This is a genomic window from Bradyrhizobium quebecense (assembly GCF_013373795.3).
Lineage (GTDB): Bacteria > Pseudomonadota > Alphaproteobacteria > Rhizobiales > Xanthobacteraceae > Bradyrhizobium > Bradyrhizobium quebecense.
This window is the reverse complement of sequence record NZ_CP088022.1, coordinates 6860534-6875799: the sequence shown is the minus strand read 5'-3', so window position 1 is coordinate 6875799 and position 15266 is coordinate 6860534. Positions and strand designations below refer to the sequence as shown.

Annotated in this window: 9 protein-coding genes and 2 pseudogenes; 8 read left to right on the top strand and 3 right to left on the bottom strand. The window is 59.0% G+C overall.

The features are described 5' to 3' along the window. Positions 1-13 precede the first annotated feature (13 nt). The 5 genes from HU230_RS32980 (at position 14) to HU230_RS32960 (ending at position 9992) form a co-directional block, all read left to right on the top strand. A complete protein-coding gene (locus HU230_RS32980; protein WP_176534589.1) occupies positions 14-2701 on the top strand; it encodes an AAA family ATPase in 2688 nt (895 codons plus the stop codon). Between the two features lie 546 nt (positions 2702-3247). Further along, entirely contained in the window at positions 3248-6136 is a 2889-nt protein-coding gene (locus HU230_RS32975) for an SNF2-related protein (protein WP_176534590.1), read from the top strand. 40 nt (positions 6137-6176) lie between these two features. Beyond that, positions 6177-6758 (top strand): hypothetical protein, encoded by a 582-nt coding sequence (locus HU230_RS32970; RefSeq protein ID WP_176534591.1) that lies wholly within the window; start codon positions 6177-6179, stop codon positions 6756-6758. Continuing rightward, complete coding sequence (locus HU230_RS32965) at positions 6721-9588, top strand: site-specific DNA-methyltransferase (RefSeq protein ID WP_176534592.1); 2868 nt, start codon at positions 6721-6723, stop codon at positions 9586-9588. Before HU230_RS32970 ends, HU230_RS32965 begins: the two co-directional genes overlap by 38 nt. Beyond that, positions 9588-9992 (top strand): hypothetical protein, encoded by a 405-nt coding sequence (locus HU230_RS32960; RefSeq protein ID WP_176534593.1) that lies wholly within the window; start codon positions 9588-9590, stop codon positions 9990-9992. The genes HU230_RS32965 and HU230_RS32960 overlap by 1 nt, the downstream gene beginning before the upstream one ends. On the opposite strand, the pseudogene HU230_RS32955 reads toward HU230_RS32960, so the two are convergent. Continuing rightward, positions 9919-10167, bottom strand: a pseudogene (locus HU230_RS32955) (ATP-binding protein); the annotation flags it as partial. The gene HU230_RS32960 and the pseudogene HU230_RS32955 sit on opposite strands and share 74 nt — an antisense overlap. 378 nt (positions 10168-10545) lie before the next feature. Here HU230_RS32955 and HU230_RS32950 point away from each other — a divergent pair. Further along, on the top strand, positions 10546-10698 hold the full coding sequence (locus HU230_RS32950; protein ID WP_224497196.1) for a hypothetical protein: 153 nt from the start codon (positions 10546-10548) through the stop codon (positions 10696-10698). Beyond that, positions 10673-12775: a recombinase family protein gene (locus HU230_RS32945; protein ID WP_176529005.1), complete on the top strand. Its 2103-nt coding sequence runs from the start codon at positions 10673-10675 to the stop codon at positions 12773-12775. Before HU230_RS32950 ends, HU230_RS32945 begins: the two co-directional genes overlap by 26 nt. Positions 12776-12790: 15 nt before the next feature. On the opposite strand, the pseudogene istB reads toward HU230_RS32945, so the two are convergent. Both istB and istA read right to left on the bottom strand, forming a co-directional pair. Further along, a pseudogene (gene istB / locus HU230_RS32940) lies at positions 12791-13417 on the bottom strand (IS21-like element helper ATPase IstB); the annotation flags it as partial. Next, positions 13417-14916: an IS21 family transposase gene (gene istA, locus HU230_RS32935; protein WP_176535224.1), complete on the bottom strand. Its 1500-nt coding sequence runs from the start codon at positions 14914-14916 to the stop codon at positions 13417-13419. The gene istA and the pseudogene istB, both read right to left, overlap by 1 nt. A gap of 61 nt (positions 14917-14977) precedes the next feature. Here istA and HU230_RS32930 point away from each other — a divergent pair, with 61 nt between their 5' ends. Then, positions 14978-15265 carry a hypothetical protein gene (locus HU230_RS32930; protein ID WP_176534594.1) on the top strand — a complete coding sequence of 96 codons (288 nt, stop codon included), beginning with the start codon at positions 14978-14980 and terminating at the stop codon, positions 15263-15265. Position 15266: the final 1 nt, after the last annotated feature.

The window sequence follows — 15266 nt, the reverse complement described above, 5'->3', positions numbered from 1 at the left end:
TTTGGGGGCGGGAATGGCCGAAGTTGGACTCCTGGAATGGGCAGACAAGCAGCATGACTGGATCAGAGACGCTTTAAGAAGGCATGCCGCGCGACCCGGCTTTATCCTCGAGGAGGAGGACAGGGCCGGTATAGCCGCTCGGGTCCGCCACGTCGGTGGATTTGCGTTGGATGAGCCGCCGGAATGTTCTCCGCTCGCGGCGGAGCATTTGAAGGCCAGTAGTTCGGACGAGCCGCGTGCGGTGCTTTGCTCGCTCGGCCCCGTCAAGCATTTGAACCGCCTTGCGGAAGAACAACAGTTACGGTTCGCTACCGATGGCGTCACCATTATCTACGGAGACAATGGAAGCGGAAAAAGCGGCTATTGCCGGATCGCTAAGAAGCTCTGCCGCAGCCTGACGGCGGATGATCTTCTCGGCAATGTGTTCGAGATCGGTGCCAAACCGCCGGCCGAGGTGCTTGTCCGGTTTCTCGAAGAGGGCGCCACTGAACCGACTCCCATCACCTGGAAGGACGGAACGCAACCGCCTGCGACAATTGCCCGGATTTCTGTTTTCGATTCCGCAAACGCACGCCTTTACGTCGACAAGCATAACCGGATCGGGTTTCTGCCGGCAGCCATCGCGCTTCTCGAACGTCATGGCCTTCATCGCGGCGAGCTCGAGGCAGAATTTCGGGAAGAAATTAAAGCGATCGAGAAGAAACTGAAGACACCACCGCCCGGCGGATACACTGCTGCCGGCGCGGTCGCAAAGCTGCTGGCCCGTCTCGAAATCAAGTCCAAGGAAGCGGTGCCGTCCATCGACGAGATCAAGAATCTCGCGGCGGTGTCAGAACAGGAGATGGCTGAGCTCGCTGGTCTCGAGCAGGCTCTGGCAAGTGACCCTTCAACAATGGCGGCAAGGCGTCGGCGCTGCAAGGCGGCCTTGGAAAAACTCCTGACAGCATCTGAACAGATCGACGAGGCGCTCTCAGTGGCGGCTGTCGAGACCTATCGCGATCTTTATGCAACAGCCGAGTCGGCAGCCCAGGCCGCAAAGCTCGCTGCGTCAGGCGCCTTCGCGACGATGCCGCTGACCGGCGTCGGGCTTTCTCCCTGGAGGCTCATGTTTGACCATGCCCGCGCTTATGCGGCGAGCGTCACCGGTATCGATCATCAGCATTTACCGGATCAGGAAGGCGATCGTTGCATGCTGTGCCAGGAGCCCATGACGGCGGATGCTGCCGAGCGCGTGCGGGCGTTCAACGACTTCGTGACGGGTGCAGCAAACAAGGCAGCCCAAACCGCGTCCGTGGCCCATGGCGAGGCTCTGCGCAGAATAAAGGAACTTGTTATCGCCAGCGAAGATGTCGTCGAGACAGCGCTCGGCGAATTCGGCGATCTATCGGCCAAGCGCAAGGAGATGGTGCCGTTGATCGCGACTTATTGCGGCAACGCCGGTAAGAGGCGGGATGCAATTGCCGCCGTCGCCACGCTGGCCGACTTCGCCGCACTCCCTCTGCTTGCGGACCCTATCGCAGCGAAGGTGCGAACGGAGGTGGAAGAACTGGAAGCCGAGGCGCTGGCGGATGACGAGGCCGCGGCCAACGACGGCAATCGCGCTACCGATCGGACGCGGCGCGACGCGCTCAAGGATCGAAAGAAGCTGTCTGACGATCTCGCCGTAATTCTGGCGCGTCTGGCGGATTTGGAAGAGCGACGCAAACTTCTCGCATGCTGCGACGCCGTCGAGACAGGTTCGGTCTCCCGGCAGATGACATCGCTTCGGCGTAGCCTTGTCATGGAGAGTCTCGAAAAGCGCATAGTCGCCGAGATCGAGACTCTGGCGCTAACGCACATTCCTTTCGCCGTTAATGATCGTAGCCAGGATGGGCAGAGCTATTTCGAGGTTGGCCTCAACGCGGCGAAAGCCATCACAAACAGCAAGGTGCTGAGTGAAGGAGAACAGCGCGCGCTTGCACTGGCCTGTTTCCTTGCCGAAGTCGGAGGAGACACATCGCGCCAGGGCATGATCATCGACGATCCCGTATCGTCTCTCGACCATGTCCGGATCAGGCGGGTTGCCGCAAGGCTCGTGAAAGAAGCCGCGACCGGGCGTCAGATCATCATCTTCACGCATAATCTTCTGTTCTTCAATGAGGTGATCGATGCAGCAGCCCAAGCCAGTCCGGCGATTCCCCTCGTCCGAAATTATATCAACAAGTCGGAATCTGCTGGCTTTGGCCTGATCAGCGAAACTGATGAGCCGTGGATAGCGCAGTCTGTTACGAAGCGCATCGACACTCTCAGGGCGCGCCTGAAGGATTTGGACGGCGCCGCGGATTTCACAAATGACGCGTGGCGAAGGTCTGCGAAGGACTTCTACACCGACCTTCGAGAGACTTGGGAAAGGCTCGTCGAGGAAGTCCTGCTTGGCAAAGTCGTTGAGCGGTTTAACAGCGATGTCAAAACGCAGAGCCTGAAGGGTGTCGTGGTCGAGGACGAAGACCACAAAAAGGTCTTTTGGGCCATGAAACGGGTGTCCGAACGCTCGGGACATGACATGGCGGCCGGTAAGGCCATTCCGATTCCGACACCGGCCGATATGAAGAGCGATCTTGATGTGATTGACCAATATCGTATTGACGTCAACAAACGAAAGAAGGATGCCGAAAAGCGGCGCATCGATCTTGAGCAACCTCCTAAGGCGACCGTGATGTAGATGAAGCGGCTAAGCGATGATCAGAGCTGCCGCGTTGGCAGGTGGAATGATCGAGCTCAAGTCCGCAGCATCGAAGACGCCGCAGCGCAGCTTGGTTGAGCGAGCCTAAGGCTTAGCAGGACGAGCTTTCTTCATTGCGAGTAGGTGGCTTCCGTTGGCTTCCGAGAGTATGCGACGTCGTGAGCCTTGAATCTCGCTCTTACCTGCCAAATTTGCGTGCTGCGCTGATTGCCGATCTGCTAGCGTGTCCATCGGCTCCGAACTAAAAGGGCGCCAAACACGTGACGAATGGTATTGCCAAGGATGGGATTTAACGCCGAACAGGTCTAAAGTGGTTGCAACTCTCGGGGGGGGGGTATACTTGCGCCGTACATCCATAAACGCTGCCGAAGACAGCTTCGGATGGGCCGGCTTCGCTGCGTCCAAATCCTTGGTGATCGAAAGACTGCGAAGTCCGAACGATGGTGTCAGCGCCGGTGAAGAATATCGACATTCTACGCTGCAAGTTCCATCGCAGGCAGAGCGTAAGAGGCCTAAAGACCACAAATGAACGTTACGGCCTATCACGCCAAATACTATGCGTACGACCTAACCCGCAAAGCAGCGACCGGGCTTGATCGCCTCTCCATGTCCTTATTTGATGCCGCGGTAGACCTCAATCCACATCAGATTGAGGCCGCTTTATTCGCGCTCGAATCACCACTTTCTAAAGGCGTCCTACTTGCCGATGAAGTCGGACTCGGGAAAACCATCGAGGCAGGCATTGTGCTTTGCCAGCTATGGGCCGAGCGCAAGCGCCGCCTCATCGTAATCTGTCCGGCTTCAATCAGAAAGCAGTGGGCTCTTGAACTTTCGGAAAAATTTAATCTTCCGACGCGGGTGCTGGATGCAAAAGCCTTTAAAGACGAACAACGCCTCGGCCGAGCTCCGCTAAACGAAAGATCAATCCTTATTGTTTCATTTAATTATGCAAATGCTTTGCGTGAAGACATCAAGGCGATTGCATGGGACCTAATTGTCATCGACGAAGCGCATAAGTTGCGGAACGCATATCGTCCGAGCAACAAGGTTGGTCAAGGCATACGCTGGGCAACCGAAGACTGCCGTAAGTTGTTGTTAACGGCGACGCCTTTGCAAAACTCACTTATCGAACTCTACGGGCTTTCAACACTCATCGATGATTATCTGTTTGGCGACATCAATGCGTTCAGGGCGCGCTATGCCAGCGCCGGGAGCAGCCTCACCGACCTTCGGCAGCGGCTGGCAACATTTTGCAAGCGTACGCTTCGCAACCAGGTTACCGAGTACGTCAGGTATACGGACCGGCGGGCGATTACTCGTCCCTTCACCCCGAATGACGCAGAGCATTCCCTCTACGAGGCCGTGTCAGCGTTTTTACAGCGTCCCAACAGCTATGCGCTGCCTCAGCGCCAGCGTCACCTGACAGCACTTATCCTACGGAAACTGCTGGCGTCATCATCCCAAGCGATAGCCGGCACGCTGGATACCCTGCGGCTACGTCTGGAAACGCTGCGTGACGAACAAATCGCAGATGATCCCGAGTTCGCCGAACGTCTCGTTGAATCGGAGGATATCGAGGACGAGCTGCTTGACGACATTCTCGCGGAGGAAACGCCATGGCAGAATGCAGAAGAGCGCCCTCTCGCCATCGATCGGCAACGGCTCAAAGAAGAGATCGACCTTCTGCAGCGCCTCGCGACCCGGGCACGAGGGATTCCGGTCGATACCAAAACTGAGACCCTGCTCAAGGCGCTCGATATCGGCTTCGCGCAGATGGCCGAAACTGGCGCGGCGCGAAAGGCGCTGATCTTTACGGAGTCCCGCCGGACGCAGGACTATCTGAAGAGTTTTCTGGAGGCCCACGGCTACAAGGGGCAGGTCGTGCTGTTCAACGGGACTAACGGAGGCCCGGAGGCGACGACTATCTACGAAAACTGGCTTGCGAACAACCGAGATACCGGGCGATCATCGGGGTCGCGCGCGATTGATGTTCGCGCCGCTTTGGTCGAGCACTTCCGCGATCAGGCGACGATCTTTCTGGCGACGGAGGCGGCTGCTGAGGGTGTGAACCTCCAATTCTGCTCGCTTGTAGTCAACTACGATCTGCCGTGGAACCCACAGCGGATCGAGCAGCGCATTGGACGATGCCATCGTTACGGCCAGAAGCACGACGTGGTCGTCATCAATTTTCTGAACGAGCGCAACGAGGCCGATCGGCGCGTTCTTGAGTTGCTCGGCGAGAAGTTCAGTCTGTTCGACGGCGTGTTTGGCGCATCGGATGATGTTCTCGGCAGCATCGAGTCAGGTGTCGATTTCGAGAAGCGCATCCTTGCGATTTATCAGGAGTGCAGGACATCTGAAGAGATCGAAGCCGCCTTCCAAAAACTTCAAGAAGAAATGGATGAGAGCATCCGCGCCCGGATGGATGACACGCGGCGCAAGCTGTTCGAACGGTTCGACGAGGACGTTCATCAACGGCTCAGGATCAAACTCGCCGACGCGAAAGCTCAGCTCGATCGTGTCGGACAGCGGTTCTGGTCGTTGACGCGTTTCATCCTGGGTGAGCGCGCGCGATTCGACGACGATGCGCTGGCTTTTGATCTCACGCGGCCACCGATCCCGGACATTAGCATTGGTCGCTATCATCTTATCTCCAAGTCGCAGCCGGAATCCGGATTGGACCGAAGTGACGAACAGGGCCGCTTCCTGTACCGCTTGTCGCATCCGCTGGGTGAAAACGTTGTCCAAAGCGGTAAGACGCTGGTCACACCGTCCGCCGGCCTGATGTTCGATGTCACGAACCATGCCCCCCGCGTACATGTTGTCGAGGCGCTTCGCGGTAAGGCTGGTTACCTAATTCTGACGCGCCTGCAGATCGAGTCCTATGAGCGTGAGGAATATCTTTTGTTCTCCGCCTTTGACGATGAGGGTGCATCGCTCGATCAGGAGACGATGGAGAAGTTGTTCGGATGTTCTGGCCGGGTCGACGACAACACCCAGATTCCGGATGCGATCGGCAAGAGGCTCGACGCGGAAGCCCGGCGTCACGCCAAGGCAACGATCAGTCTGTCGTTGGAGCAAAACAGCGCTCATTTTAACCAGGCCCGCGAGAAGCTTGAGAAGTGGGCCGATGACATGGTGCTTTCCGCCGAGAAGGCGCTGGCCGACACGAAAGAGCAGATCAAGGTGTTGCGTCGTCAGGCGCGGCAAGCCGTGACTCTTGAAGAGCAACACGGCATCCAGGAAAGAATCCAGAAGCTGGAACGCCAGCAGCGCCGTCAGCGGCAGGAGATTTTTACGGTCGAGGACGAGATCATGGGGAAGCGGGATTCTCTCATCGACCAGCTGGAGCAGCGCCTCGCGCAGCGGACGGAAACAGAGACCCTCTTCACCATCCGCTGGCGGGTCGTTTGATCCGCTGCGAATGCAATTTAAACAAGAAACGAGACGCATAATGAGCCAGAAATTCGAGAAGCTGAAGACCCTGCTCAAGGAGTTGTTCCAACTCGACCAGCCCGATTTGGATTTCGGCCTCTATCGGATCATGCACGCCAAGAGCGCCGAGGTGACGCAGTTCCTCGACAAGGATCTGCTGCCGCAGGTGAAGCAGGCGTTCGGCCTCTATAAGACTTCCGACAAGGCGGAACTGGAAAAGGAACTCGCCAAGGCGATCCAGCAGGCTCAAAGCCTTGGCGCCGATCCCGAGACATTGCCGAAGGTCAAGGACCTGCGCGCCAAGCTCGCCAACGACGCGGTCGATATCGGCGGGCTTGAGAACGAGGTCTACGACCATCTGTTCAGTTTCTTCCGCCGCTACTATTCGGAGGGCGATTTTCTTGCCAAGCGAGTCTATAGGCCGGGCGTCTACGCGATCCCCTATGAGGGCGAGGAAGTCAAACTTCACTGGGCCAATCGCGACCAGTATTACATCAAGACCAGCGAGTACCTGCGGGATTACGCTTTCCGGCTGAAGCCGGACGATGCCCCTAATCCCATGCGTGTTTACTTCCGGCTCGGTAGATGCTACCGAGGGTGAGCACGGCAACGTCAAGGCGACTGAGGGCAAGGATCGCGTCTTCATCCTGGCGGGCGAGGATTTCATCGCCGAGGAAGATGGCGATCTGGTTCTGCGCTTTGCCTATCGCCCAGCGACGTTGACCGACTGGCCGGAGAGTGAGCGGGAAGGGAAAAAGAAGCCGCCTGCTCAGAAGGACCTCACGGCGTCCGCTGTCAGTCGCATTCTGGCGGTCACTGATGCAGCCTTCACGTCGTGGATTGCCGAACTCGCCAAGCCGCATGTGAACCTGAACGGCGAAACGCCCGGCCATTCCCGCCTCGAAGGGCATTTAAGGCGCTACACCGCCCGCAACACCTTCGACTATTTCATTCACAAAGACCTGGGCGGCTTCCTGCGCCGAGAGCTCGATTTCTACGTCAAAAACGAGGTGATGCATCTCGACGATATCGAGAGGGACACCGCGCCGCGCGTCGAACAATATCTCTCGAAGATCAAGGTGATCCGACGGATTGCCGGCAAGATCATCGACTTTCTTGCACAGCTTGAGGATTTCCAGAAAAAGCTGTGGTTGAAGAAAAAGTTCGTCGTCGAGACGCAGTATTGCATCACGCTGGATCGGATTCCCGAAGAGCTTTACCCGAAGATCGCCGCAAACGATGCGCAGCGCGCGGAATGGGTGAAGCTCTTTTCGATCAAAGAGAAGGAAGGATACTCGGCTCCGCTATCCGTTGAGTTTCTGAGCCAGAACCAATCACTGGTTCTAGATACAACCCTATTCGATGTGCAGTTTTTGGAGAGCGTCCTTTCTTCGCAAGATCAATTGGGCGAGGCGCTGAGTGGCATCATGGTTCACTCGGATAACTTCCACGCTCTCACGCTAGCCCGCCGGCGCTTTAGCGATGTTATAAAATCCATCTACATCGACCCTCCCTACAATACGGACAGCAGCTCGATTCCCTATAAGAACAACTACAAGCATTCCTCTTTTGCGACTCTGATGAGAGATCGAATTGCCGCCTGCCATCCTCTCTTAAGACAGGATGGGGCGATCTTCGTGAGCATCGACAAGACGGAGCGAACCATTCTGGAGCACGCTCTCGATGAAGTTTTCGGAGCAGAGAACCACATCGAGGAACTGATCTGGACGCAGGCGACCGCCAACAGCCAGCTGCCGAACTATTCCACCAACCACGAATACGTGGAGGTCTACGCGAGCAATCGTGCTTCCGTGGAAGCTGACAAGGCCATGTTCCGTGAGCCCAAGCCCGGCTTTTCCGAAGTCATGGAACTGGTCGCGACATTGGACGCCGACTATCCGCCGCTCAGCGACGTGTCGAAAGCACTGCAGACGCTCTTCGAAAAACACAAAGAGGAGTATCGAGCCGAGGTTGAAGGGACTGGGCAGGAATGGGACGCGGACGCGAAGCGGCAGGACCCCTGGCGTGGGCTCTATCCCTACAATCGTGCTGAGTATCGCGACGCAGGAGGGACGTATGTTCCGGAAGAGGAGGCCAGGCAACGCCAGGCGAAGCTCTGGGTATGGAGTGAAATCCCCACCGGCGCGCCCGCATCCAAGCAGTCGCCAACCACCAAGGACCCCAACCACCCCAACTACCGATATTACAAGCCTGTTCACCCGGTGACCGGCAAGCCGTGTCCGCATCCGCAAAGTGGATGGAAATTCCCGGCGAAGCCGGACAACAACAATGCTGATCGCCGGTCTTTCGAATCTCTGGAAGCGGACAAGCGGATTGCTTGGGGAGACGACGAAAATAAGGTTCCAAGGACAAAAGGGTTCCTCCACGAAGTAGAGACAAACATCGGCACCAGCGTCTTCTATGAGTACAACGATGGCGAGGCCGAACTCGGCAATTTGTTCGGAGAGTCTGGGCTGTTCCTGTCTCCGAAAAGTTCGAAGTTCGTCAAGAAGTTCGTGCTCCAGTCAACCAAGGCGGACAGCTGGTTTTCGGACTTCTTTGGCGGAAGCGGGAGTTCGGCCCACGCCATCATTCAGGCCAACCGGGAAGACGGCGGGCAAAGGAAGTTTCTGACTGTTGAAATGGGCCACTATTTCGACACGCTCACCAAGCCGCGCATTCTCAAAGCGCTTTACGCTAGCGATTGGAAAGGCGGCGCGCCGCGCTCACATGACGGAGGAAGCGCCGTCATCAAGATCGTTCGTCTCGAATCGTACGAGGATGCACTTAACAACCTCGTGCCGGTGCGCACCGCGCGGCAGGAGGATCTCCTGACTTCGGCTGAAGCGCAGGGCGCCGATCGCTTCAAAGAGCAGTACATGCTCCGGTACATGCTCGACGTGGAGACGCGCGGCAGTCAGTCGCTTCTGAACGTCAAGGCTTTCACGGACCCGACCGCCTACCAGCTCAAGGTGAAGCGCCCGGGATCGGACGAAAGCCGGGAGGTGAATGTCGACCTGCTGGAGACCTTCAACTGGCTGGTCGGCCTCACCGTTCAGGGCATCGCCGCACCGCAGACCTTCGCCGCCGAGTTTGAGCGGGACAGCGAGGGACGGCTCGTCCTTAAGGGGCGGTTGCGCCTGGATGCGGGCGGCCCTTGGTGGTTCCGCACCGTGACCGGCACCACCCCGGATGGGCGCCGCGCGCTCATCATTTGGCGCAAGCTCACCGGCAACGCCGAGCAGGACAATCTCGTGCTCGACACGTGGTTCACGCGCGCCGGCTATTCCGCCAAGGACAGCGAATTCGGGCTCATCTACGTCAACGGCGACAACAATCTGGAGAACCTGAAAGCGGCCGATGACACATGGAAGGTCCGCCTCATCGAAGAGGACTTTCACCGGCTGATGTTCGACACGGAGGGCCTGTGATGGCACGCGGCGCGACAACGACCGCGCGCCGGCGCGCCAATGGCCGACCGCAGGTTCCCTTCGTTCACAAGCTGGTTCTGAACCAGTGGCTGCTCTCGCTGTTCGACGTGAAGCGGTTCGAGCAATTGGCCGAGCATCTGCGTAACGAGAAGCTGGAAGGGATGGACGAGAACAACGTCCACCATTTCCATCACGCGCTGACGGCACAGCTGTTCAACCTGACCAAACTTCCAACCGAGCTTCTGCTGGAATACGACCAGAACATCGTCAAGCACACCCAGCGCTTGAACGAGCGCCGCATTACGCGCGGCGAAGCGCCGATCGTCTGTGTCAATCGGCGTTCGACTGGGACCCCCTATCGGCATCCAAAAGGGACCCCTTTGATCGGCGTGCTCTGCTGGTAGCGCTCGGGTCGTCGGAGCTGGTCGGGGTTGCGGAGACGGCGCGAGCGCGGGTTGTTTGAACATCGTCGCGGCTTTTGAATCGCCAGCTGTCGTTGCCGGTCTCGACGATGTCGCAGTGATGGGTCAATCGGTCGAGTAGCGCGGTGGTCATTTTGGCATCGCCGAACACGGCAGAGTACCCCTATTCTTGAACGGGTCGTGTCTCACGTCACGATCACTGACCCGCATCATTTCCTATTTGGGCACCGGCTTGAGGTGCTGAAGGAGCGGTCGGGACGCGGTCCCGCCTACGTTGTTGTCGCGCTGCCGGACGGACGGCGGCGGGGGGTTCGGATCGCGTCGACGGATCTTACCGAGACGTCGATCGCTTTCCGCCCGAACGCGGCCGACCTGCCGCGCATCAGTGTACGGACGCTGATCCCATTGATGCAACATTTGAGCGCGAGTCTGAGCCTTCTCGACGAGAAGGTGATTCGCGATGACCCACCGACCGCTCCCAGGTCGCGTTGCGTATCGACCCCTGCCAACGTTGGCAAATCCATCCGGCCGTCCGATGGCCGATATTCCGCGCCTCTGGCCGAATCTGTCGACCGCGACGCAAACCCAGATTGCTCAAACGATCGCCGCGCTGATGCGGCGAATGCAAGCGATCCCCGGCACGCCCGGAAGGGGACTGGGTCGTGCTGATCAGCTCGACCGTCGCTGACGAGCGGCTCACGACGGCTCACCGAGCCAAGTTGGCCTATGTCTACGTGCGGCAGTCATCCGTGAACCAGGTGCGCCAGCATCAGGAGAGCACCGAGCTGCAGTACCGCCTTGTCGATCGCGCCATCGGTCTGGGCTGGCCGCCCGAGCGCGTCCAGGTGATTGACGAGGATCTGGGCAAATCCGGTGCTGGCGGCGTGGACCGTCATGGTTTCCAGAAGCTCATTGCCGAGATCGGCCTTGGCAACGCCGGTCTCGTGGTGAGTCTCGACGCTTCGCGCTTGGCCCGCAATAACCGGGACTGGCATCAGCTTCTCGAACTGTGCTCGGTATTTGGCGTGCTGATTGCGGATGGCGAGCGGCTTTACGATCCGCGCGCCTATCACGACCGCCTGCTGTTGGGCCTGTCCGGCATCATGAGCGAGGCGGAGCTGCATCAGCTTCGGATGCGCCTTCACCAAGGGGAACGGCAGAAGGCGGCGCGGGGCGAACTGCGGCTGCCGCTGCCGGCCGGGCTCGCCTACGATCGAGCGGGCACAATTGTTCTCAATCCGGATGAGGAGGTGCGCGCCCGTCTTCATCTCGTGTTTGCTAAATTCCGGGAACTGCAAAGTGCGCGCCGTGTGATGCGCTACTTGGACAGGAATGGATTGTCCTTGCCGGTTCGGCCGCTGCTTGGACCTTCTCCACACGAGATCGTCTGGCGTGCGCCAGATAGCACACGCGTCCTTAATATCCTTCAGAATCCGGCCTATGCTGGGGCGTATGTTTATGGCCGCCGGCAAAAGGACCCGAGCCGATGCCGGCGGGGATCGCTGACGGGAACGGTCAAGGTAGCGATCGCGGATTGGGCGGTTTGCCTCCACGCCGCTCACCCAGGCTATATCAGCTGGGAGGAGTTCATGGCCAACCAGGGGCGATTGGCAGATAACGTCTGCCGCTATGAGGCAGGTCACTCTGGCGTACCGCGCAAGGGGGCAGCCCTGTTACAAGGAATTGCGGTCTGCGGTCGTTGTGGACGGCGCATGAGCATGCGCTACACGGGCCCGAATGCCGACTATCCGGTCTATTGCTGCCGCTCGGATCGGGACCAGCAAGGCAGTGCAATGTGCCAGGAAGTCCGGGCCTTGGCGGTTGACGCGCTGGTCGAGCGGATAGTCCTCGACGCCCTGGTGCCGGATCAGATTGAGATCGCACTCGCAGCCGCGGGCCAACTGGAGCAGGAGAGCCGTCAGCTCGAGCGCCAGTGGGCGCTTCGCGTGGAGCGCGCCCGCTACGAGGCCGAGCGCGCTCGGCGCCAGTATGACGCCGTAGAGCCCGAGAACCGTCTTGTGGCGCGCTCACTTGAGCGGGCTTGGGAAGAGAGGCTGCGTGTCGCAGAGGCGGTCGAGCAGGAGCATGCGCGTTGGCGCGGGCAAGAGCCGCTTCTGATTGGCCCGGCGGAATGCGCAGGGCTACAAGCGCTCGGCGAGAACCTGCCGCGGATTTGGAACGCGGCCACCACGTCGGCAGCCGATCGCAAGCGCATTCTGCGATTTGTGATCCGCGAAGTCGTTCTTGATCAGAAGCGGACCCGAGGTCAGGTGTGGCTCAAGATCGTCTGGCAGACCGGTGCAACCAGCGAGCATCACGTGCAACGGCGCGTTCAGACATACCGTGATTACATCGACATTGATCGGTTGCGGCAACGGATCGTCGAGTTGAATGCTGAACACAAAATGGATGCCGAGATCGCGGCAATACTCAATCAGGAAGGCTTCGTCGCGGCTCGAGGCTGCGCCTTCAAAGGCGAGAATGTCTGGCTGTTGCGTACCCGCTGGGGCATTCCCACCGTCAAAATCAACGGCGTGGACAAGAATCCGATGCGCTGGCCCGATGGAAGCTTCTCAATTCAGGGCGCAGCGGCTGAGCTTGGAGTGACCCCGCAGACGGTGTTCGATTATCTCGCGCGGGAATTGCTGGCAGGTCGTCAGTTAGCCAAAGGCCAGCCATGGCAGATCGAGCTCTCAGACGACCAAATCCGTCAGCTTCGCAATCGGGTACGACGCACCAAGCGTTCGAAGAAGGAGGCATCATGAAGTCATCGGCTCACCGAACACACTGGGCCATTCGCCGAACGCAAGATTGGTGGTGACAATGATGGAGGTGCGCTCGTAGAGCCGGCTGATGAGATGGAACAGGAGCTGACCGCCGGATTGCGCGAACGGCAGATAGCCCAGCTCGTCGAGAACGATGAAGTCCATGCGGGTCAGATGCTCGGCGAGCCGTCCCTGCCGACCGTTGCGGGTCTCGGTCTCGAGCCGGTTGACGAGGTCGACTACGTTGTAGAAGCGTCCTCTGGCGCCATCGCGGATGCAACTTCTGGCGATGGCAATGGCCAGGTGGGTTTTGCCTGTACCGGTGCCGCCAACCAGCACGACGTTGCGTTGTTGGGCGATGAAGCCGCCGCCAGCGAGATCATTGACGAGAGTCTGATTGATCGGCGTGCCGTCGAACTGGAAGTCGGCGATGTCCTTGGCGAGCGGCAGCTTTGCAATGGTGAGCTGGTATTTGATCGACCTGGCTTGCTTCTCGTTGATCTCGGCGTTGAGCAGGTCGCCGACAATGCGTTGAGGCTCGTGCTGGCGCTTGACGGCAGTTGCCATGATCTCGTCGAAGGCAGCCTTCATGCCGTAGAGCTTAAGTTCGCCCATGAGGTCGAAGATTTGGGTTCGTTCCATCAGATGGTCCTCCGGAGGTTGTCGTAGCGGGCACAATCGGCGATCGGTGCATGACGGAGCGTCAGTGCGGCCGGCGTCATGATGTTGGCCGGTGGGGCGGGTTCACGTTGACGGGCCAGGATATTGAGAACGACATCGGCGGAATGGACGCTGTGACTGAGCGCTTCGGCACAAGCCGCTTCCACCGCGGACAGACCGTCAGTCAGCACCGCGGTGAGGATGTCGACCATCTGCCGATTGCCATCGTCGGTGCTGGCCAGCTTGCGCCGGATCCGCTCGATCGCGGCCGGCAGCACCCAGTCTTTGAAGGGAGCACCGTTGCGCAAGGCGCCGGGTTTGCGGGCGAGCACCGGCACATAATGCCAGGGGTCGTAGACGGTATCGCCGCGGCCAAAGGATCGCGGGTGCTCGGCAACGATACGTCCATCCTGACGGATCACGATGCGATCGGCATAGGCTTGAACCTCGACCGGTCGTCCGACTGCACTGGCTGCGACCGAGTACTTGTTGTTGTCGAAGCGCACCAGGCAGGTCTTCGAGACCGATGCTGTCACCGCATGGAAGCCGTCGAAGCGGCCGGCATAGGGAACGAGTTTGGGGCGTTCGGCTTCGAACACGTCCCAGATCGTCTGATCGACCAGCTCCGGATGGCGATGAGCCTTGGCGTAGGCGATGCACTTGTCGAGCAGCCAGGCGTTTAACTCGTCGAGGTTTTTGAACCGCAGCCGCGGCGTGAAGAGGCGCTCCCGGACCAGCCCGACCTGGTTCTCGACCTGCCCCTTCTCCCAGCCCGACGCTGGCGTACAGGCGACCGGATCGACCAGATAGTGGCTGCACATCTGCAGGAAGCGGCGATTGTAGAGACGGCCTTTACCGACAAAGATCGTCTCCACCGCGGTCTTCATGTTGTCGTAGATGCCGCGGGTGCAGGTGCCTTTGAACAGGGCGAATGCCCGGTCGTGGGCGTCGAACACCATCTCCTGCGTCTCCCGCGGATAGGCCCGCACGAACAGCATGCGACTGTGACAGAGCCGAACATGAGCAGCCTTCACCATCACCGTGGTGCCGCTCAGCAGGACCACCTCGTGGCTCCAGTCGAACTGGTAGGCTTCGCCTGGTGCAAAGCTCAGCGGCACATAAGCCGACGCTGTCGAGGTGCCGCGTTCCTTGGTCCACCGTCGGGCGTATCGACGAACCGCATCATAGCCGCCGGCATAACCCAGGCCGCGGAGTTCCTCGAATAGCCGGATCAGCGTCAGCCGTTCCCGCGCCGCCTTGCTCTCATTCCCTGCCAGCAACCGATCAAGCTCGGCACTCCAGGCACCCATCTTCGGGAGCGGCTGCGTCTCGCGCTCGTACCGGAACTCCGTCGCTTGAGAACGAATGACCTTGCGAACCACCTTCCGCGATACGCCAAGTTCTCGGCAGATCGCCTTGATCGGACGACCATCAACAAAGTAGGCGCGACGGATCTTACCAATCGTCTCCACCACCAGCATCCCAACCTCGGCTTCCATGACTCGATGGAAGCCACTGTGGACCCTTATCCCGGGGTCCCGATTGGATGCCGATCACCCCGAAACGGGGGTCCTTATTCCATGCCGAAACACACCAAAGATTCAATTCTTCCAAACCATCAAGGACATCGAGCGACGCCTCAATGAGCCGTCGGTGACCCTGAGCAGCTTCATTGTTTCAAACACGCCTTCGCACGTGATGCGACTGTTATGGGCGGTCGACAAGCCAGCAATGGAGGCACGGAACATCCTTTTCCAGGAGGAGGACAAGGAAACCTACATTGGCAAAATGATGCAGCGGATAGCCTCGACTCCGATGGCTTCAACGTAAA

Coding starts and splice junctions, on each gene's coding strand:
- HU230_RS32980 (WP_176534589.1), top strand. CDS start 14: ATGGCCGAAGTTGGACTCCTGGAATGGGCAGACAAGCAGCATGACTGG.
- HU230_RS32975 (WP_176534590.1), top strand. CDS start 3,248: ATGAACGTTACGGCCTATCACGCCAAATACTATGCGTACGACCTAACC.
- HU230_RS32970 (WP_176534591.1), top strand. CDS start 6,177: ATGAGCCAGAAATTCGAGAAGCTGAAGACCCTGCTCAAGGAGTTGTTC.
- HU230_RS32960 (WP_176534593.1), top strand. CDS start 9,588: ATGGCACGCGGCGCGACAACGACCGCGCGCCGGCGCGCCAATGGCCGA.
- HU230_RS32950 (WP_224497196.1), top strand. CDS start 10,546: ATGGCCGATATTCCGCGCCTCTGGCCGAATCTGTCGACCGCGACGCAA.
- istA (WP_176535224.1), bottom strand. CDS start 14,916: ATGCTGGTGGTGGAGACGATTGGTAAGATCCGTCGCGCCTACTTTGTT.